This window comes from Microbispora sp. H10836 (assembly GCF_012999525.1).
Taxonomy (GTDB): domain Bacteria; phylum Actinomycetota; class Actinomycetes; order Streptosporangiales; family Streptosporangiaceae; genus Microbispora.
Window position 1 is genome coordinate 157,206 of sequence record NZ_JABBWU010000016.1, and the last position, 19,846, is coordinate 177,051.

Below are 19,846 nucleotides of genomic sequence, written 5' to 3' on the forward strand. Positions count from 1 at the left end.
CGCTCCAGAGAGGTGCCCCACATGTCCCCGTCTTCGTCGTTCCAGTTCAGCCGTCGTCAGCTGCTCGTCGCGGCGGGCCTCGGCGCGGCCGCCGGCATGCTCAAGGTGGGTCCGGCGTGGGCCACCGCCGGTCCGCAGAGCTACAGCCCGAGCTGGTCGTCGGTCGACCAGCACCCCCCGGCCGCGGAGTGGTTCCAGGACGCCAAGTTCGGCATCTACTTCCACTGGGGCGTCTTCAGCGTCCCGGCGTTCGCGAACGAGTGGTACCCGCGCAACATGTACAACAACGGGTCGAACGAGAACAACCACCACAAGAGCGTCTACGGCGACCCGTCGGCATGGCCGTACCACAACTTCATCAACGGCGCCCGCGACAAAGCCGGCAACTGGGTGCAGTTCGCACCGAAACTCAAGTCGGCCGGAGGCAACTTCGACCCCAACGAGTGGGCGCAGCTGTTCGCCGACGCCGGCGCCAGATTCGCCGGCCCGGTGGCCGAACACCACGACGGCTACTCCATGTGGAACAGCCGCGTCAACGAATGGAACTCCGTCGCCACCGGCCCCAAACTCGACCTGCTGCGCCTGCACGCCGACGCCATCCGGGCCAAGGGCATGAGACTGCTGGTGGCCATGCACCACGCCTACAACTTCACCGGCTTCTACCAGTGGGCCCCCGCACAGTCGTCCACCTCGCTGAAGAAGCTGTACGGCCAGCTCAGCTTCGCCGACGAACAGCAGCTGTGGTACGACAAGCTCAAAGAGGTCATCGACGGCTACCAGCCCGACATCATCTGGCAGGACTTCAACCTCAGCCGTCTCGACGAGTCGCGGCGGCTGGCCTTCCTGGCGTACTACTACAACCAGGCGGTCGCCTGGAACAAGGACGTCGTCGCGACGTACAAGGACGGGTTCAACACCAGGGGTGAGGTCTTCGACTACGAACGCGGCGGACCCGCCGCCATCCAGACCCCCTACTGGCTGACCGACGACAGCATCTCCAGCTCCAGCTGGTGCTACACCAACGGCATCGGCTACTACTCCCTCAACGCCATGCTGCACTCCCTCATCGACCGGGTCAGCAAGAACGGCAACATGCTGCTCAACATCGCCCCCATGGCCGACGGCACCATCCCCTCCGGCCAGCGCTCGATCCTGCTGGGCATCGGCGACTACCTCAAGCGCTTCGGCGAGTCCATCTACTCGACCCGCGCCTGGGCCGTCTACGGCGAGGGCCCCACCCAGATGGGCGGCGGCTCCTTCACCACACCGCGAGCGGGAACCAACACCGACATCCGCTTCACCCGCAGCAAGGACAACACCGTCCTGTACGCCACCGTCCTGGGCTGGCCCGGCGCCACACTCAACATCACCACCCTGGGCGCCAACCGCATCAACCTCAGCAACCTCGCCTCAGTACAGCTGCTCGGCTCCTCCGCCGGCCAATACACCACCCTGCCGGGCCGCACCCAGGACGGCTCCGCCCTGCACATCACCATGCCCTCCTCCACTCCCCCGTTCAGCGCGCCCGCGTACGTGGTCAAACTGACCTTCAACGGCCAGGTCCCCACCCTCGGCGGCGGCTCCACCCCCACCGGCTACGTGCGGATCACCAACGTCGCCACCGGACTCGTCCTGGACAGCGGCGGCAACGTCGCCTCCGGCTCGAACCTCAAGCAGTGGAACTGGGACGGCAGCACCAACCTGCAGTGGCAGCTGGTCGACCTGGGCGGCGGCTGGTACCGCATCGTCAACCGCACCAACGGCATGGTCGCCGACAGCTGGGGCGACACCACCAGCGGCGCCCTGTGCAAGCAGGCGTCCTGGAACGGCGGCAACAACCAGCAGTGGAAGCTCACCGACATGGGCAACGGCCGCTACCAGATCGTCAACCGCGGCACGAACACCTGCCTGGACAGCGGCGGCATCACCACCGTCGGCTCCAGCGTGAAGCTGTGGGCGCCCGGCTCCAGCACCAACCTCCAGTGGACCGTCACCGCGGTCTGAACCATGCCGCCGCACGCGCCCTCCGCTCGCGCGCAGGGCGTTCGGCGTCTCAGCGGTCCCCTGCCCGGCGCGGGTCGCCGTCGTCGGGCAGGCGGTTCAGGGACTCCTCGACTCCGATGAGATGGTTGGCCATCCGGATGCGCGCCCGTTCGGGATCGCGTGCCACCAGCGCCGTCCAGATGGCCACGTGCTCGTCGTGGGTGCGCCGGTCGGCGTCCTTCTCGTGCAGGCTGCGCCACAGCCGGCCGTGGACGGTGCGCCTGGCGAACGCCTCGATCAGGCCGACCATGACCGGATTGTCGGAGTGGGCGGCGATGATGCGGTGGAAGGCGATGTCGATCTCGATGAGACGCTCATGGTCGTGGGGGGCCTGACCGACCATGCGGGCCGCTTCGTCGAGCAGGTCCCTGGCCTGGCAGAGCGCTTCATCGGTGATCCTGGTGGCGGCGATCCGCGCCGCTTCGCACTCGAGCAGGCGCCGGACGGCGTACACGTGCCGCGGGTCGCCCTGGCCGTGCAGGTCGACGACGAACCCCATCGGCGCCAGCAACTGCGTCGCGTCGAGACTCGTGACATAGGTCCCGTCACCCTGCCGGGTGCTGACGATCCCGAGGATCGACAGGGCCGAGACCCCTTCGCGCAACGCACCGCGCGAGACGCCCAGCGACTCGGCGAGGTCCTTCTCGACGGGCAGGCGGTCACCGGGCCGCAGGACCCCGTCGAGGATCATCCGCTTGATGCTGTCTACTACGTTGTCTGTGCGTGACATGGCAGTGGGTGTCCTCGGTCCCGGCCGGAGCCTCATGCGGGGAGCGCCTTCCCGAGGCTCCGATTGTATTCCGCTCGGCCGTCAGCCCCAGGTAGCGGCGGACGCCGCCGAGGCAGGCGGCGCCCTCAACCCAAAGATTAGATGTTTCCCGCCGCCAGCGAGCGCAGATGCGCATTTTCGGGCTGTTTGATACCGACCGTTGACGCATACATCAAATCTTTGTAGCTTTGCGGTCACTCCCCCCACTAGAGCCTCGTTGAGCCGCCGGCCCCCTCGCAACCCGCTCGTCTCGTCGTTCGCGAGCTCGTCGTCCATGCGCAGGTGCCGGTTGTCCGCAAGGCCGCGATGCGCTTGGAGAAGCGAGATGCCAGACCTGTCGCGCAGGCAATTAATGAAGATCGGTACGGTCGGAGCCGGAGCTCTGATGCTGCCGATGCAGTGGACAGCGGTCGCCCGGGCCGGATCGGTGGCGCCCTCGGAGGTACGCGCCGCCAACGACATGGCGCTGTGGTACGACAGGGGCGCCGGCACGGACTGGCTCCGCGCCCTTCCCATCGGCAACGGGCGCCTCGGCGCCATGGTGTTCGGCAACGTCGACGCCGAGCGGCTGCAGCTCAACGAGGACACGGTCTGGGGCGGCGGGCCGTACGACCAGAGCAACCCCAAGGGCGCGTCGGCACTGGCGGAGATCCGGCGCCTGGTCTTCGAGGACCAGTGGAGCCAGGCCCAGACCCTGATCGACCAGAACATGCTGGGCAAGCCCGCGGGCCAGCTCGCCTACCAGACCGTCGGCAACATCAGGCTGACCTTCCCCGGCACCAGCGGGTTCTCCGAGTACAACCGCCAGCTGGACCTCACCACCGCCACCACGTCCGTCACCTACCTCCTGAACGGCGTGCGGTACAAGCGCGAGGTGTTCGCCAGCGCGCCCGACCAGGTCATCGTCATCCGCCTGACCGCCGACAAGCCCGGCTCGATCACGTTCAGCGCGACGTTCGACAGCCCCCAGCGCACGACGCTCACCAGCCCGGACGGCACGACGGTGGCGCTCGACGGCGTCTCGGGCAACTTCGAGGGCATCACCGGCCAGGTCAAGTTCCTCGCGCTGGCCAAGGCCGTCGCCGAAGGCGGCACGGTCACCAGTTCCGGCGGAACGCTCCAAGTGTCCGCCGCCGACAGCGTGACGCTGCTGATCTCCATCGGCTCCAGCTACGTCAACTACAAGGACGTCAGCGGCGACTACCAGGGCATCGCGCGGCGGCACCTCGAGGCCGCCCAGGGCAAGGCCTACGACGCGCTGCGCGACCGGCACGTGGCCGACTACCAGGCCCTGTTCAAGCGGACGACGCTCGAACTGGACCGCACCGATGCGGCCGACCAGCCGACCGACGTCCGGATCGCCCAGCACGGGGCCGTCGACGACCCGCAGTTCTCCGCGCTGCTGTTCCAGTTCGGCCGCTACCTGCTGATCAGCTGCTCGCGCCCCGGGACACAGCCGGCCAACCTGCAGGGCATCTGGAACGACTCCCTGAGCCCGTCGTGGGACTCGAAGTACACCATCAACGCCAACCTGCCGATGAACTACTGGCCCGCCGACACCACGAACCTGTCGGAGTGCTACGAGCCGGTGTTCGGCATGATCCAGGACCTCACGGTGACCGGCGCCCGCACGGCCGAGGTCCAGTACGGCGCCGGCGGCTGGGTCACCCACCACAACACCGACGCGTGGCGGGCGACCTCGGTCGTCGACGGCGCGTTCTGGGGCATGTGGCAGACCGGCGGCGCGTGGCTGGCCACCATGATCTGGGACCACTACCTGTTCACCGGCGACGTGGAGTTCCTCCGGAAGAACTACCCGGCGATGAAGGGCGCGGCCCAGTTCTTCCTCGACACCCTCGTGGAGGAGCCGAAGCTCGGATACCTGGTCACGAACCCGTCGAACTCGCCCGAGCTCAGCCACCACGCGAACGCCAGCGTCGCCGCCGGTCCCACCATGGACAACCAGATCCTGCGCGACCTGTTCGACGGCTGCGCCGAGGCGAGTGAGGTTCTCGGCGTGGACGCGAGCTTCCGGGAGAAGGTCCTGGCGGCCCGCGAGCGCCTGGCTCCGATGAAGATCGGCTCCCGCGGCAACATCCAGGAGTGGCTGTACGACTGGGTCGAGACCGAGCGGAACCACCGGCACGTCTCGCACCTGTACGGCCTGCACCCCAGCAACCAGATCACCAAGCGCGGCACCCCGGAGCTGTTCGAGGCCGCGCGGCGGACCCTCGAACTGCGCGGCGACGAGGGCACGGGCTGGTCCCTCGCCTGGAAGATCAACTACTGGGCGCGGATGGAGGAGGGCAAGCGGGCGCACGACCTGGTCCGCCTCCTGGTGACGCCGGCCAGGCTCGCCCCGAACATGTTCGACCTGCACCCGCCGTTCCAGATCGACGGCAACTTCGGCGCCACGTCCGGCATCACCGAGATGCTGCTGCAGAGCCACACCGGCGAACTGAACGTGCTGCCGGCGCTTCCGGACGCCTGGCGGAACGGGAAGGTGCAGGGCCTGCGCGGCCGCGGCGGCCACACGATCGGCGCGGCGTGGAGCGACGGGCAGGCCGACGAGTACCTCGTCACGCCTGACCGCGACGGTGTCGTCAAGGTACGCGGCGGCATCTTCACCGGCCGCTACAAGATCCTCGACACCACCGGCGGCGGCACGGTCACGGTGGAGAAGGCCGAGTCCGGCGCCATCAAGATCACGGCGCAGGCCCGGCACACCTACCGGGCGTACGCGCTGCAGAAGGTCACGATGACCGCGCCCGTCGAGGTCTCGCCGGGTCAGGGGGCGAAGGCCACGGTCACCGTCCGGGCGGTGGAGGCGTCGCTGGCGTCGGCGACGGTGTCCCTCAAGGCGCCGGAGGGGTGGACCGTCACCCCCGCGCAGGCCAACGTGGGGCCCCTGGCGCCGGACGCGAAGGCCACGGTGGAGTTCACCGTCACTCCCGCCGCCGGCGCCGCAGCCGGTACCGCGGTCCTCACCGGCGTGGTGAGCGGCACCGAGGCGGGCGAGGACTGGACCGCGTCCGCGAAGGCCCCGGTGCAGGTGTGGGGCGGCGGGGAGAAGCCACTTGAGGAGCTGTTCAGCAACGTCGGCGTCACCGACGACACCAACACCGCCCCCGGAAACTTCGACGGCAACAACGCCAGCATCTCCGCCCAGGCGCTGGCGTCGGTCGGTGTCACCCCCGGGGCCACCGTCACCAAGAACGGGCTGAACTTCAAGTGGCCCAACGTCGCGGTGGGCACCCCCGACAACGCCATCGCCTCCGGACAGTCCCTCAAGGTGACCGGCACCGGCAAGACGCTCGGCTTCCTGCTGACCGGCACCTACGGCGCGGTGTCCGGACCGGCCACCATCGTCTACAAGGACGGCACGAGGCAGACCTTCACCCTCAGCTCGCCCGACTGGTACGGCGCGCCGCGGCCGGAGGGCGACGCCGCCGTCGTGGCCCCGTACCAGAACCGGCCGAACAACCAGCGGCAGAACACCGCCGCGACCATCTACTACTCGGGCGTGGCACTGCAGAACAAGGAGATCTCCCGCGTCGACCTGCCCAATATCAGCGCGCGGGCGGCGAACGGGGTCGCGACGATGCACATCTTCGCGGTCGCGCTCGATGCCGTCACGCCCCCGCCGGCGGTCAAGCTGACCGTCACCGCCACCACCCGCTGCATCGGCACCTCGGCCTACCTGGCGGTCACGGCCGTCAACGACTCCGACGTGCCGGCCACGATCACCCTCACCACCCCGTACGGCACCAAGACGGTGGCCGACGTGGCTCCGGGCAAGCAGGCCTACCAGTCCTTCAACACCCGAGCTCCCCAGATCGACGCCGGCAAGGTCACCGTGACCGCGACCGCGACGATCGGCGGCAAGCAGGTCACCTCGACCTACGACGCGGCCTACACCGCGGCCAGCTGCGGCTGACCACACCTGGGGCGTCCCCGGCCGGCCGCCGGCCGCACCGGGCGGTGACCACCGTCCACCGGCTGGGACGCCGCCATCGCACGCCAGGGCCGGCCGGCCGAACAGCCCGCCGGCCCCGCCCCCCATCTATGGAGCGATCACATGAAAATCAACAGGACCGCGCTCGCCGCGTCGGTGCTCGGCTTCGCCCTCGCCGGTGCCGGCGTGGCCACTCCCGCGCTGGCCGACGACCCCGGCAGCGGCATCGACGTGTCGGTGAACATCGAGCCCACCACCACCCCCGGCCAGCTGTCGATGACCGTGGCCGACAACAACGGGGTGTCCCTGCAGGAGAACGGCTCCGACGCCGCCGCCCGCCAGTTCACCGGCACCCTGCCCACGGTCACGGTGACCGACACCCGCACCCCCGAGGAGATCCCCCAGGGCGAATACTGGGCGGTCGTGGGCCAGGCGAGCCAGTTCGTCGCATCCGACGACCCGGCCAAGACCATCGGCCCCGAATACCTCGGCTGGAAGCCGCGCCTGCTGAGCGACTCCTCCACCGGCGCGGTCTCAGCCGGTGAGCCGGTCTCCAGTGTCGTCTCCGACGGCACCGGAGCCCCCAACGTGGGTCTGGAGGGCCAGGAACTGCTGGTCTCGACCGCCAACTCCGCCGACGAGATCGGCACCTCGCAGGTCAACGCCGACCTCGCCCTGCGCACCTCCGTCGACGTCGCCGCCGGCGAATACCACTCCACCCTGACCCTTTCGCTGTTCAACCAGTCCTGAACCCGCAGGCGGCGCGCCACCGCTGCTGTTCCGGGTGCGGTCCGGCCGGCGCGCCGGCGGCCCCTGGTGGCACTGGGGGGCTACTGGGGGCCGGTGGCAGGATGCTTGCGGCAGAGGTCGTCGCGGTCACGGCGCGGGGGGGGATCCCCGGTCGATCGCGGGAGCAGGCGAAGGAGGCCGATGAGCCCGAGGAAGCACCGCGTCGCCGTGCTCGTGCTGGAGGGCGCGAAGCCGCTCGACGTCGGCATCCCGGCGCAGGTGTTCTCCAACCGGCCGAGCATGCCGTACGAGGTTCGGGTGTGCGGCGCCACACCCGGGCTGGTGACCGGCGGCGACGGCCTCTCCTATCACGTGGCCGAGGGCCTGGACGCCTTCGAGCAGGCCGACACCGTCTTCATCCCCGGCTATCGGGAGCCGGCGACCACGGAACCGCCGGCGGCGGTGGTCGGCGCCCTGATGGCCGCCCACGAGCGCGGGACCAGGCTCGCGGCCATCTCGACGGGAGCGTTCGCGCTGGCGGCGACGGGCCTGCTCGACGGCAAGCGGGCGACGACCCACTGGCACTACACGAAGGCCCTCGCCGACAAGCATCCGCTCGTGCGCGTGGACGAGAACGTGCTGTTCGTGGACGAGGGGAACGTGCTCACGTCGGCGGGCGCCGCGTCCGGCATCGACCTGTGCCTGCACCTGGTGCGGCGCGACCACGGTGTCGGGCTGTCCAACCACGTGGCGAGACGGCTGGTGGCCGCGCCCTACCGCAGCGGAGGCCAGGCGCAGTACGTCCCCCGGAGCGTGCCCGAACCGCTCGGCGACCTGTTCGCGAGCACGCGCGAGTGGGCCCTGGCGCACCTGTCCGAACGGCTGACCCTCGACACCCTCGCCCGCCACGCGAGGGTGTCGGCCCGCACCTTCTCCCGGCGGTTCGTGGAGGACACCGGTTACACGCCCATGCAGTGGGTGCTCCGGGCGCGCGTGGACCTGGCACGCGAACTGCTCGAACGGACCGATCTGGGCGTGGAACAGATCGCCGACCGGGTCGGGCTCGGCACCGGGGCGAACCTGCGCCTGCATTTCCAGCGGATTCTCGGCACCTCCCCGACGGACTACCGCCACACCTTCTCCGCCTGACCTCCCCGGCCGGACGAGCGGCCGCGCCGGTCCTCGGACGAGGTGGCGAGATCCTTGCGGACGGTGGCGAAACTTCTGGCGGGATCCTTGCGCACGGTGTCGTTCGGGCCACTGTCGGCCCGGCCACCACGCGCCGATCATGGAGCGCGGAACGAAAGGAGCCTCCATGACCCGCATCGCCGTCAACGGATTCGGCCGTATCGGGCGCAACACCCTCCGCGCCCTGCTCGAACGCGACAGTCACCTCGACGTGGTCGCCGTCAACGACCTCGCCGCCCCCGAGACCCTCGCGCACCTGCTCAAGTACGACAGCGCGCTCGGCCGCCTCGGCCGCTCCGTCGAGGTCGACGGAACCAGCCTCGTGGTCGACGGCCGGCGTATCGCAGTGCTCGCCGAACGCGAGCCCGCCAAGCTGCCGTGGGCCGAGCTCGGCGTCGACATCGTGCTGGAGGCCACCGGCCGCTTCACCGCGGCGCGGGCCGTCCGCGCGCACATCGACGCCGGGGCCGGGCGGGTGCTGGTGAGCGCCCCCTCCGACGGCGCCGACGTGACGCTCGCCTACGGCGTGAACACGGAGGACTACGACCCCGCCGAGCACGTGATCGTCTCGAACGCCTCGTGCACCACGAACGCGCTGGCGCCACTCGCGTCCGTGCTGGACGACCTGGCCGGCATCGAGCACGCCTTCATGACCACCGTGCACGCGTACACGCAGGAGCAGAACCTCCAGGACGGCCCGCACCGCGACCTGCGCCGGGCCCGCGCCGCCGCCGTGAACATCGCACCCACCACCACCGGGGCCGCCAAGGCCATCGGCCTGGTGCTGCCGAACCTGGACGGCAAGCTGTCGGGCGACGCGATCCGCGTGCCGGTCCCGGTGGGTTCGCTCGTGGAGCTGAACACCACGGTCTCCCGCCGGGTCACCCGCGACGAGGTGCTCGCGGCCTACCGCGCCGCCGCCGACGGCCCGCTCAAGGGCATCCTCGAGTACGCCGACGAGCCGCTGGTCTCCAGCGACATCACCGGCCAGGCGGCGTCGTCGATCTTCGACGCCGCCCTCACCCGGGTCGAGGGCGCGCACGTCAAGGTGGTGGCCTGGTACGACAACGAGTGGGGCTTCGCGAACCGCGTCGTCGACACGCTCGAGCTGCTCGCCCGCGGCTGAACTCGGCCCGCGGGTGGTGCCGCCTCACAGCACGAGCCGGCGGTGCCGCTCGGTGCGCCACTCGACCAGCATCACCGTGACGTCGTCCTGGAGCTGACCGCGCTGGTAGGAGAGGATCGAGTGGATCAGGCGGCGCAGGATCTCCGGTGCGGAGACGCCGTCGGCCTCCCACCGGATGACGAAGTCGGCGAAGCGGTCCAGCTCGAACCTCTCCCCGTCGGGAGTCAGCGCCTCGACGATGCCGTCGGTGTAGAGGAGCAGCCGGTCGCCGGGCTCGAGCTGACGGCGCGCGAGCACGGCGGCCGGGCCCAGGCGAAGACCCATCGGGGTGTCCGGCGGGCTGTCCAGCACCGAGGCCACCCGCCCCTGTCTCAGGAGGAGCGGCGGGGGATGCCCCCGGTTCACCCAATCCAATCGGCAGCAGCGTCCACAGCATCTCGGCCGACAGGTGCATCTCCTCGGTGCGCACGAGCCGCGCGAAGGCGTCGCTGTAGGCACGCTTGCTCACCACCAGCAGCGCGACCAGGCTGCCCAGCTCGGCCGCGATCCGCTCGGTCGTCGACCACGGGCACGGTCACCCCGAGCACGCGGTTCAGCCCCCGCTGCCCTTGCCCGTGCCGTCCGGACTTCCGCGGCCGGCGGGCGGAGAGTGCGGCCCCCGGCGCGTAGACCTCCGCCGGGCCTGATCGCACGGCGATTTGCGCGGTATGTGGGAGAATGAGGGCCCGTGACCCCCGTGCTCGACCTTGTCGGAATCTTCGTCTTCGCCCTGTCCGGTGCGCTCCAGGGCGTACGCAAACGGCTCGACGTGGTCGGCATCGCGGTGCTCGCGTTCTTCACCGCGGTCGGCGGCGGCATCGTGCGTGACCTGTTCATCGGCGTGCAGCCCGCCGCGCTGCGGGACACCGCATATCTCCTCGTGCCGGTCGTGGCCACCGTCATCGCCTTCTTCTGGCATCCCCAGGTCGAGCGGGCGATGCCCGCGGTGCTCGTCTTCGACGCGGCGGGCCTCGGCCTGTTCTGCGCCGTCGGGACCGCCAAGGCGCTCCACTACGGCATCGCGCCGATGCACGCCGTGTTCCTCGGGGTCTGTACGGCTGTCGGTGGCGGCGTCATCAGAGACGTCCTGTCCGGCGAGAGGCCGACCCTGCTCTACGACCGGGAGCTTTACGCCGTACCGGCGATGCTCGGCTCGACGGCGATGGTCGCGCTGCACGCGCTGGACGTGCGGGGGTTCGTCGCCACCCTGTCCTCTGCCGTGCTCGCCTTCACGTTCCGCATCCTCGCCATGCGGTATCGCTGGCGTGCGCCTCTGGCCAGGGGCGTCAGCAAGGCGCAGTGACCGGCCGGGCGCCCTCGTGCGGCGGTCAGGAGGCGAAGAACCGGTCGGCGAAGGCCTCCCACTGGGCGAGGAAGTCGATGTCGGCGTCACGCAGCCAGTTGAGCTGCAGGCCGTCGAGGAAGGCGAGCAGGTCCACCGCGGCCCGGTCCGGCCGGGGATGCCAGGCCAGCAGGTAGCGCTCGAGCATGGCGCGGCCCTCGATGAGCCGCGTCCGGAAGTAGGCGTGCGCGGGATGCGCGGGGTCCAGCGCCTCTGCCGACAGCATGGTGTACAGCTGCACGAGTGAGCGTTGCGCGAGGTTGCGCCGGACGAATCCGGACATGATGGCGCGGGCGGTCGCCGGGTCGGGCGCCGGTTCGAACGTGTCGACGACGCTCGCGAGGTCGAGCGTGTCCCGGCGTTCGAGGACCGCGATGAGCAGGTCCTCCCGTGAGCGGAAGTGATGCAGCAACCCCGCCTTGGTCATGCCGCAGGCCGCCGCGAACGCCTCGAGGGTGACGCCCTTGAATCCGGAGGCGGCGATCAGCTCGGTGGCCGCCTGGAGGATCTCCTCCCGGCGCTCGGCGAGCGGCAGCCGGCGCCGTCCCGGTGCGGGGGTCATGCCGTCCTGGCTCCTGGGAGACGGGGGGTTGATTCGATCACGATACCAGCCTAGTTTATCTACCGTTTGGTAGATAGCGCTGTCGCGCCTGTTCAGAGAGTTGTGTGCGCATGTCGACGCCCTCCTCCCCGACCGCATTCTCCGCCGCCGTCGCCGCAGTGCGCGCCGGGCGGCCCCTCGACGAGGCGGCGGGCGAACTGCTGTCGCAGATGACCGGTGAAGAACGCCTGTGGCTGCTGGACGGAGACCTGCCGTTCTGGCAGGGCATGGCCGACATGATGACCAACGGGTACAACCTCACCCCTTACCCGATGGGCCGCGTCGAGCGGCTGGGCATCCCCGGCCTGCTGTTCTCCGACGGCCCGCGCGGTGTGGTGATGGGGAAGTCGACCGCTTTCCCGGTCTCCATGGCCCGCGGCGCCACCTGGGACGTCGAGCTCGAGGAGCGCGTCGGCACCGCGATCGGGCTCGAACTGCGCGCCCAGGGCGCCAACTTCTTCGGCGGCGTGTGCGTGAACCTGCCCCGCCACCCGTCGTGGGGCCGGGCCCAGGAGACGTACGGCGAGGACCCGGTCCTGCTCGGCGAGTTCGGTGCGGCGCTGACCCGCGGGGTGCAGCGCAACGCCATGGCCGTCGTCAAGCACTACGCGCTCAACAGCATGGAGAACGCCCGGTTCAAGGTCGACGTCACCGCCGACGACGCGGCGCTGCACGAGGTCTACCTGGCGCACTTCCGGCGGATCGTGGAAGAGGGCGTGTCGGGCGTCATGACCGCCTACAACTCCGTCAACGGAGAGTGGGCCGGGCAGAACGAGCACCTGATGGAAGGCGTGCTCCGCGGGATGTGGGGCTTCGAGGGCGTCACCGTCTCCGACTTCATCTGGGGCCTGCGCGACGCCGCCGCCTCGCTGCGCGCCGGGCTCGACGTGGAGGAGCCCTTCCGCCAGCAGCGCGCCGGGCATCTGCCCGCCGACCTGGAGGCGGGCCGGGCGAGCTGGGACGACGTCGACCGTGCGGCCCGCCGCATCCTCGCCACCCAGCTGCGCCACTACGCCGCCCTCAGCGAGCCCGAGCCCCCGCTCGACGTGGTGTTCGGCTCAGAGCACCGCGCGCTGGCGCGCGAGGTCGCCGCCCGCGGCATGGTGCTGCTCAAGAACGACCCGGTCGGCGACGCGCCCCTGCTGCCGCTGAGCCGGGACGCCCTCGCCTCCCTGGCGGTCGTCGGGCGTCTGGCCGACGTGGCCAACACCGGCGACAACGGCTCCTCCGACGTACGCGCCCCGGAGGTGATCACCGCGCTGCGGGGGCTCACCGAGGCGCTCCCGGACACCCGGATCACCCACGTGGCCGACGACGACCCGGCCGCGGCCGCCGCCGCGGCCGCACAGGCCGACGTCGCCGTCGTCGTCGCCGGTTACACCGCGGCCGACGAGGGCGAGTGGATCGGAGGGGACGTGCTGGCCGATGCCGACCTGCTGGCGTTGTTCCCGCCGCCCGGCGACGACCCCGCCGGGCAGTCGTTCGCGGCCTTCCTGGCCGAGCCCGGCGCGGTGGACTCCATGAGCGGCGGAAGCGCCGGCGGCGACCGTGCCAGTCTGCGGCTCCGGCCCGTCGACGCCGAGATCATCCGGGCCGTGGCGGCGGCCAACCCGCGCACCGTCGTGGTGATCGTCACCGCCGGGGCCGTCATCACCGAGGAGTGGCGCGACGCCGTACCCGCCGTGCTTTTCTCCTGGTACTCGGGTTGCGAGGGCGGCCGGGCCCTGGCCGACGTGCTGCTCGGCGAGGTCGACGCGGCCGGGCGGCTGCCGTACTCGATCCCGGCCGCCGAGGAGCACCTGCCGTACTTCGACCGCGACGCCACCGCCATCACCTACGACAAGTGGTTCGGCCAGCGGCTGCTGGACCGGGACGGCCACGCGCCGGCCTTCCCGCTCGGGTTCGGGCTGTCCTACACCGGCTTCGCCCTCGCCGACCTCACGGTCGGCGCACCCGACGGCGACTCCTTCACGGGCGTCGTGACCGTGACCAACACCGGCTCACGCGCGGGCCGCCACGTCGTCCAGCTCTACGGGCGGCCCACCGGCATCGACGCGGCGGCCGACGACTTCCCCACCCGGGTCCTGCTCGGCTTCGCGACCGTCGAGCTCCCGGCCGGGCAATCGGCCCGGGTCACCGTGCCCGCCTCGACCCGGCCCCTGCGGAGGTGGACTCCCGGCGGGTTCGTCCCCGCCTCCCCGACGGCCGTGATCGAAGCCGCTTCCTACGCGGGCGACCCCGGCGCTGTCACCGCACCCGCCGAGCTCGCGCTCGCCTGACAGCCGGAAGGTCGGCGCCGCATTCCCAAGTCGTGCGTCCGGAGCCGGTCCGCGGGGGCGGACCGGCTCCGGGGCCGGGCGTCACATCGAGGTCACACCCGGGTCCACTTCTGGTTGTTGCCGCCGGTGCAGGACCAGATCTGGACCTTGGTGCCGTTGGCGGTGCCGCTGCTCGCGACGTCCAGGCACTTGTTCGCCCCGACCGCGGTGATCGTGCCGTCGGAGTTCAGGCGCCACTTCTGGTTGTTCTGGCCGTTGCAGTCCCAGATGATGACCGCGGTGCCGTCCGCCGTGCCCGCTCCGTTCACGTCCAGGCACTTGTTGCCGTAGACGCGCAGCTCGCCCGCGCTGGTGGAGGTCCACTTCTGGTTGTTCCCGCCGTTGCAGTCCCAGATCAGCACCGTCGCGCCGTTCGACTGCGACGCGCCGTTGACGTCCAGGCACCGGCCCGACCCCACACCCCGCAGCGCACTCGTGCTCCCCGTGCCGCCCGAGGGCGACGCAGAGGGCGAGGGAGAGGGAGAGGCCGGCGCGGAGGGGGACGGCGAGGGGGACGGCGAGGAGGAGCCGCCGCCCTGCCCGACGCCCCTGCCGCCGAAGGTGAACGAGTCGACGTCGAACGCGTTCGCCGACGGCGCCTTGAACACGACGTACACGTTGTGCGTGCCACCGGGATCGGTGACCCGCACCGCGGGCAGGGACACGTAGTTGTTCCAGCCACCGGTCGACGGCACCGAGGCGGAGGCGATGAGCGCCCCGGTCGGCGAGTCGGCGTGCAGCTCGATGGACGCTCCGGTGGCGGACGGCGCCGAGACGCGGAAGGACACCGTGTCGATTCCGGAGAGGTTGAACGGGGTGAAGGAGAGCCAGTCGTTGTTGGAGATGTCGCCGATCCGCCTGCCGCCCTCGGCCCCGGCCTCGTCGACGATCCTGATGCCGGACGAGCCGGTGGCGTGCTCGGCCTGCTTGTGCTTGGGCTGCAGCGTGATGCCGGCGCTGCCCTTCAGGCCGCCCTTGTCGGTGTAGTCCGCACCCAGGACGTAGTAGACGTTGGAGGCCTCGTCATGGCCGGAGGCCGTGGTCGTGACCGTCCCCGAGCAGCCGGTGTACTGACCGGTGTCGTGGGCGTGCTGGTCGTGGCCGAGCGCGGTGAACACGTTGACCTTGGTGCAGTCGACGGTGCCGTCCTCGGGGTCGGTGACGTTCAGCGTGTAGGTCACCCGGTCGCCGAAGTCGATGAACCCGCCGTCGGGCGGAGCCGAGAAGACGACCGTGGGACGGGTGTTGCCGACGGCGATGGTCAGCGTGATGCTGCCCGTCTTCCCGCCCGAGTCCCGTACGGTCAGCTTGGCGGTGTAGGTGCCGTTGGCGTTGTAGGTCTTCGTCGGGTTGGCCGCGGTGGAGGTGGTGCCGTCGCCGAAGTCCCAGCTGTAGGTGATCGGGTCGCCGTCGGGGTCGGACGAGCCGGCCGAGGAGAACGCCACGGTCAGCGGCGCGGCGCCCGAGTCGGGGCTGGCGCTCGCCTTGGCGACGGGGGCGCGGTTCCCGACCACGTAGTCGATCCGGTAGATGCTGTCATCGGTGTTCGCGTGGCCGAAGCCGTTGCCCCAGTCGGCCATGTAGAGCGCGCCGTCGGGGCCGAACTTCATGTCGATCGGCGCGTGCGGGGCGATGTTCGCCACGAACGGGCTGATCTTCAGGAGGTTGCCGGAGGAGTCGAGGCGCATCTCCTTGACGAAGTTGCGGCTCCATTCGTACAGGAAGGTCGCGCCGTCGAAGTACTCGGGGAACTTCCGGTCGGAGGCGCTGGCCGCGTCGTAGCGGTAGAACGGGCCGCCCATGGGGGCCGCGCCGCCGCAGCAGTTGATCTCGGGGAACTCGGCCGAGGCGTGGTAGTTGTACCAGACGGTCGCGGGCTTGGCGGCCGGGAGGTTGGTCAGGCCGGTGTTGTTGGGCGAGTCGTTGACCGGCGCCGAGCAGTTGAACTTCGCCCCCGAGGTGTTGGTGGAGAAGTTGAAGTCGTTGAACGGCGTGTTGTTGCCGGTGCAGTACGGCCAGCCGTAGAACCCGGGCTGCTTGATCAGGTTCCACTCGACCGTGCCCTCGGGGCCGCGGTTGGCGTTGGCGCTGCCCGCGTCCGGCCCGTAGTCGCCCACGGAGATCCAGCCGGTGACCTTGTCGACCGAGAAGCGGAACGCGTTGCGGAAGCCCATCGCGTAGATCTCCGGCCGCGTCTTGGCCGTGCCCGGAGCGAACATGTTGCCGGACGGGATCGTGTAGGTGCCGTCGGGCTCGGGGTGGATGCGCAGGATCTTGCCGCGCAGGTCGTTGGTGTTGGCCGCGGACCGCTGGGCGTCGTAGTGCTCCCGGCCCGGCCGCTCGTCGATCGGGGCGTAGCCGCTGGAGGCGTTGGGGTTGGTGTCGTCACCGGGGGCGATGTAGAGGTTGCCGCCCGGGCCGAACGTGATGTAGCCGCCGGTGTGGCCCGGCTCGTCGACGTTGCGGAACGCCGGAACCTCGATGAGCTTCTTCTCGCTGCTCAGGTCGAGGCTGGTGCCGTTGAAGGTGAACCGGGACACCCGGTTCACCTCGCCGCCGTTGAGGGGCGAGTAGTTGAGATAGATCCAGCCGTTGGTGGCGAAGTTCGGGTCGAGCGCGATCCCGATACCGCCGTCCTCACCGCCGTCGTACACCGACAGGGTGCCGATGACGCGCGTGCTGCCGCCGCCCGCGGGGATCAGGTTGACCTTGCCCGAGCGCGAGATGTAGAAGACCCGGCCGTCGGCCGCCACGTCCAGCTCCATCGGCTGGTCCGGCGCGCCGTCGAGGGTCACCTTCTGGAAGCGGGCAGAGATCGTGCCGCCGCAGTCGCCGGGCTCCGCGCCCGCGGCCCACTTCACCGCGCCCAGCAGGTGCTGCTTGAACAGCGGCTCCGAGTAGGAGGACGCGTTGTGGCCCATGGCGGTGGCCCACACCCGGCCGCCCTCCGGGTTGTGGCACCAGGAGATCGGGTGGTCGGCGCCCATCTTGTTCGCGCCCGCGTCGTAGGTGGTCTCGTCCGCGGTCACCAGCACGTGCACCGAGCCGCGCATGTTCTTGTCGAAGTTGTACCACTCCTCCGTACGGGTCCACCGGTCCGGCAGGCCCTTCGTCGAGGGGTGGACCTTGTCGGCGACCTTGGCGGTGCCCTGCACGATCGACGAGTGCTGCGTCATGTGCGCGCCGGCCAGCACGGTCTGATCCCACCAGGGGAACTGCGACTCGATGTTCATGTCGACGGCGTTGTGGATCGCCACCACGCCGCGGCCGCTGCGCACGTATGCCTGCATGGCCTGGCGCTGCGCGTCGTTGTCCCACACCATGCCCGACGTCTGGAGCATGATCACCGCGTCGTAGTTGTTGAGGTTCGACGTGGTGAAGACGGAGGAGTTCTCGCTCGCGTCGAGCTGGAAGTTGTTGTCCGTCGCCAGCTGCTGGAACATCGCGATGCCGGCGGAGATGGAGTCGTGCCGGTAGGCGCCGCTCGCTGTCTTGCTGAACAGCAGCACCTTGAACTGCGGAGCGGCCGCGTGCGCCACCAACGGCACCGCGGACAGCAACAGCCCTAACAGGGCTGCGGCCAGGGCGGGGAGCAATCGTGATCTTCGCATGAGGGATCTCCTGGGGGGGTTACCGGTGACGGCCGGAGTTACGGGGTGCGAAGGGACGTTGATCGGCCTGGTCAGGCCATGAGGGTGCGAAGGAAGGCGAGTCCTTCGGTGGCGAGGGCGTCCTGGCTCGAAGCGAGGGGACGCCAGACGGACGCCGCGGTGGCGATGGTCATGTTGTCGGCGGTGAAGGACTCGATCACGAGCGGGCCGCGGTAGCCCACGTCGCGTACGGCCGCGGCGAAGCCCGGCCAGTCGAAGTGGTCGGCGCCCGGGGCGCCGCGGTCGGTCCCGCACACCTGGATGTGCGCGATCCTGTCGCCCGCCAGGCGGACGGCCCGGAGGGGATCCTTCTCCTCGATGTTCATGTGGTAGGTGTCGAGTGCGAGCCCGCACTCCTCAGGGAGGGCGTCGAGCGCCTGCTCGACGGTGTTGACGACGCTGGTCTCGTACCGGTTGAGCGGTTCGACGCCGATCCTGATCCCGCGTTCGGCCGCGTAGGCGACGACCGGTTTCAGGTTCTCCCCCAGCTCGGTGTAGACCTCGCGCCGCTCGTCCGGGCTCATCCGCCAGGCCCGCCCGACAGAGGCGTACGCCGGGCCGCTGACCGCCGGCGCGCCGACGGTCACCGCCACGTCCACGCAGTGCCGCAGGTAGTCCTGGGTCTCCTGCACACAGTGGGGCGAGGCGCCGACGAGCTCGCGTCCCGGTGGCATCGTGAGCACGACCGACGCGCCGAGCCCGAGCCCGTCCAGGAGGGCCGCCGCCTTCCCCGGGTCCCAGTCGCCGGGGTGCTCGACCGGCAGTTCGACGACGTCGAAGCCCCATTCCGCGATCCGCGGCGCGAGGGCGGCCAGGGACTCGTCGGTGAGCGGCGAGACCCAGACCCACGTGTTGACGCCGATCACGACGCGCCTCCCCACTTCCCGGGGTAGCCGGGCAGGTCCTCGCACCCGCACAGGGCGTAGTGCAGCGGCGGCATGCCGGGCTTGAGGTAGGTGGCGAGGTTCTCCTGCGTGATCGCCGGTTGCGGGAGGTTCCAGACCTTCGGCACCTGCTCGCCCTTCAGGATCTTGAGCGCCGCGATGATCGGGGTGCGCCACTGGTAGGTCGGATAGGTCGGGGCGATCGCGGTCAGCTTCGCGTCGCTCCACTTCCTCAGGAAGTCCTGCTGATCCTCGCCGTTGATCGGCGGCACGGGCTGGCCCGCGTCCTCGAACGCCTCGACGGCCGCGACGGCGGTGGCGCCCGCGTCCATCCAGACTCCGTCGATCTTGCCGTAGCGCTGGATGTAGTCACTGACGATGCTCTTGGTCTTCGCGGCGTCGCCGTCGGTGAACTCCACGCCGACGACATCGAGGTCGCTCTTGTCGAACGCGACCTTCGCCGCCGACCACCGGGTCTCCAGCACGTCCACACCGGGCAGGATGCGCAGCGCCAGGATCTTCCCGCCGGGCTGCACCTTTTCGACGAGGAACTCGGCCGCCTCGGCGCCGAAGGCGTAGCCGCCGATCGGCTTGATGAAGGTGACCGGGCAGTCGGTCTGGACCCCCCGGTCGAACACGATGACCGGCACCTTCGGGCACGCCCCGGCCACCGCGGGAGTCAGCGTGGCCGTGGTGTTGGGCGAGACGATCAGCGCGTCGCAGCCCTTGCCCTGCAGTTCCGCGATGTCGGAGATCTGCTTGTCGTCCTTGCCCTCGGCGTCCAGGGCGGTGAAGCGCGTGATCTCCTTGTGCAGGGCGACCTCCGCCTGCATGGTCTTCCAGCCGACCTGGCGCCAGGGGTTGTTGACCGCGGCGTTGGAGAAGCACAGGTGGTACGGCCCCGCCTTCTTGTACTCGGCGGTGTCGACGAGCCGCGGGTCGATGCTCTGCTCCCACGGCTTGTCCGGCGAGCCGGTCGGCTGCGCCTGGCGCATCGCCATCTGGGCGTCGTAGTCGGCCTGCACGAAGAACTTCGACTGCGCGCCGGTGCCCTTGTCCTCCTGAGCGGCGGACCCGGCCGGCGCGGCGGACGCGGAGGACACGGGTTTGTCGCTGGTGCACGCGGCCGCCGGCAGCGTCAGCGCGGCCAGCGCGGCGGAGGCGAGGAGCCGCCGCGAATATGAACGCATCGTCTTCCTTCC

At 70.3% G+C, this 19,846-nt stretch carries 13 protein-coding genes; 7 read left to right on the forward strand and 6 right to left on the reverse strand.

Annotated features, from left to right (window positions below; genetic code table 11):
- Nucleotides 1–21: 21 nt before the first annotated feature.
- Nucleotides 22–2,004, forward strand: a complete 1,983-nt coding sequence (locus tag HHX30_RS41980) for an alpha-L-fucosidase (RefSeq protein WP_169985023.1) — start codon at nucleotides 22–24, stop codon at nucleotides 2,002–2,004.
- Nucleotides 2,005–2,053: 49 nt separating this feature from the next.
- Here the strand turns inward: HHX30_RS41980 and HHX30_RS27485 are convergent, their stop codons facing one another.
- Entirely contained in the window at nucleotides 2,054–2,773 is a 720-nt protein-coding gene (locus HHX30_RS27485) for a FadR/GntR family transcriptional regulator (RefSeq protein ID WP_169985025.1), read from the reverse strand.
- Between the two features lie 364 nt (nucleotides 2,774–3,137).
- Here HHX30_RS27485 and HHX30_RS27490 point away from each other — a divergent pair, with 364 nt between their 5' ends.
- The 4 genes from HHX30_RS27490 (at nucleotide 3,138) to gap (ending at nucleotide 9,810) form a co-directional block, all read left to right on the forward strand.
- The gene (locus tag HHX30_RS27490) at nucleotides 3,138–6,749 is read left to right on the forward strand and encodes a glycosyl hydrolase family 95 catalytic domain-containing protein (RefSeq protein ID WP_169985027.1); all 3,612 of its coding nucleotides are present in this window, start codon (nucleotides 3,138–3,140) and stop codon (nucleotides 6,747–6,749) included.
- 141 nt (nucleotides 6,750–6,890) lie between these two features.
- Nucleotides 6,891–7,517: a hypothetical protein gene (locus HHX30_RS27495; protein ID WP_169985029.1), complete on the forward strand. Its 627-nt coding sequence runs from the start codon at nucleotides 6,891–6,893 to the stop codon at nucleotides 7,515–7,517.
- 180 nt (nucleotides 7,518–7,697) lie between these two features.
- The gene (locus tag HHX30_RS27500) at nucleotides 7,698–8,645 is read left to right on the forward strand and encodes a GlxA family transcriptional regulator (RefSeq protein ID WP_169985031.1); all 948 of its coding nucleotides are present in this window, start codon (nucleotides 7,698–7,700) and stop codon (nucleotides 8,643–8,645) included.
- 166 nt (nucleotides 8,646–8,811) lie between these two features.
- The gene (gene gap / locus HHX30_RS27505; protein ID WP_169985033.1) at nucleotides 8,812–9,810 is read left to right on the forward strand and encodes a type I glyceraldehyde-3-phosphate dehydrogenase; all 999 of its coding nucleotides are present in this window, start codon (nucleotides 8,812–8,814) and stop codon (nucleotides 9,808–9,810) included.
- Between the two features lie 24 nt (nucleotides 9,811–9,834).
- On the opposite strand, the gene HHX30_RS27510 is transcribed toward gap, so the two are convergent.
- Complete coding sequence (locus HHX30_RS27510; protein ID WP_396705490.1) at nucleotides 9,835–10,308, reverse strand: PP2C family protein-serine/threonine phosphatase; 474 nt, start codon at nucleotides 10,306–10,308, stop codon at nucleotides 9,835–9,837.
- A gap of 229 nt (nucleotides 10,309–10,537) precedes the next feature.
- Here HHX30_RS27510 and HHX30_RS43430 point away from each other — a divergent pair, with 229 nt between their 5' ends.
- Entirely contained in the window at nucleotides 10,538–11,152 is a 615-nt protein-coding gene (locus tag HHX30_RS43430) for a trimeric intracellular cation channel family protein (RefSeq protein WP_169985035.1), read from the forward strand.
- A gap of 25 nt (nucleotides 11,153–11,177) precedes the next feature.
- Here the strand turns inward: HHX30_RS43430 and HHX30_RS27520 are convergent, their stop codons facing one another.
- Nucleotides 11,178–11,753 (reverse strand): TetR/AcrR family transcriptional regulator, encoded by a 576-nt coding sequence (locus HHX30_RS27520; RefSeq protein ID WP_169985037.1) that lies wholly within the window; start codon nucleotides 11,751–11,753, stop codon nucleotides 11,178–11,180.
- A 110-nt stretch (nucleotides 11,754–11,863) separates the two neighbouring features.
- Here HHX30_RS27520 and HHX30_RS27525 point away from each other — a divergent pair, with 110 nt between their 5' ends.
- Nucleotides 11,864–14,071 (forward strand): beta-glucosidase, encoded by a 2,208-nt coding sequence (locus HHX30_RS27525; RefSeq protein ID WP_169985039.1) that lies wholly within the window; start codon nucleotides 11,864–11,866, stop codon nucleotides 14,069–14,071.
- Between the two features lie 92 nt (nucleotides 14,072–14,163).
- Here HHX30_RS27525 and HHX30_RS27530 read toward each other — a convergent pair whose 3' ends face one another.
- The 3 genes from HHX30_RS27530 to HHX30_RS27540 all read right to left on the reverse strand — a co-directional run bounded on the left by HHX30_RS27530 (nucleotide 14,164) and on the right by HHX30_RS27540 (nucleotide 19,834).
- Entirely contained in the window at nucleotides 14,164–17,721 is a 3,558-nt protein-coding gene (locus HHX30_RS27530; RefSeq protein WP_169985041.1) for a lectin, read from the reverse strand.
- 71 nt (nucleotides 17,722–17,792) lie between these two features.
- Nucleotides 17,793–18,626 carry a sugar phosphate isomerase/epimerase gene (locus HHX30_RS27535; RefSeq protein ID WP_169985043.1) on the reverse strand — a complete coding sequence of 278 codons (834 nt, stop codon included), beginning with the start codon at nucleotides 18,624–18,626 and terminating at the stop codon, nucleotides 17,793–17,795.
- Nucleotides 18,623–19,834: a substrate-binding domain-containing protein gene (locus tag HHX30_RS27540; protein WP_169985045.1), complete on the reverse strand. Its 1,212-nt coding sequence runs from the start codon at nucleotides 19,832–19,834 to the stop codon at nucleotides 18,623–18,625. The genes HHX30_RS27535 and HHX30_RS27540 overlap by 4 nt, the downstream gene beginning before the upstream one ends.
- Between the last annotated feature and the right edge of the window lie 12 nt (nucleotides 19,835–19,846).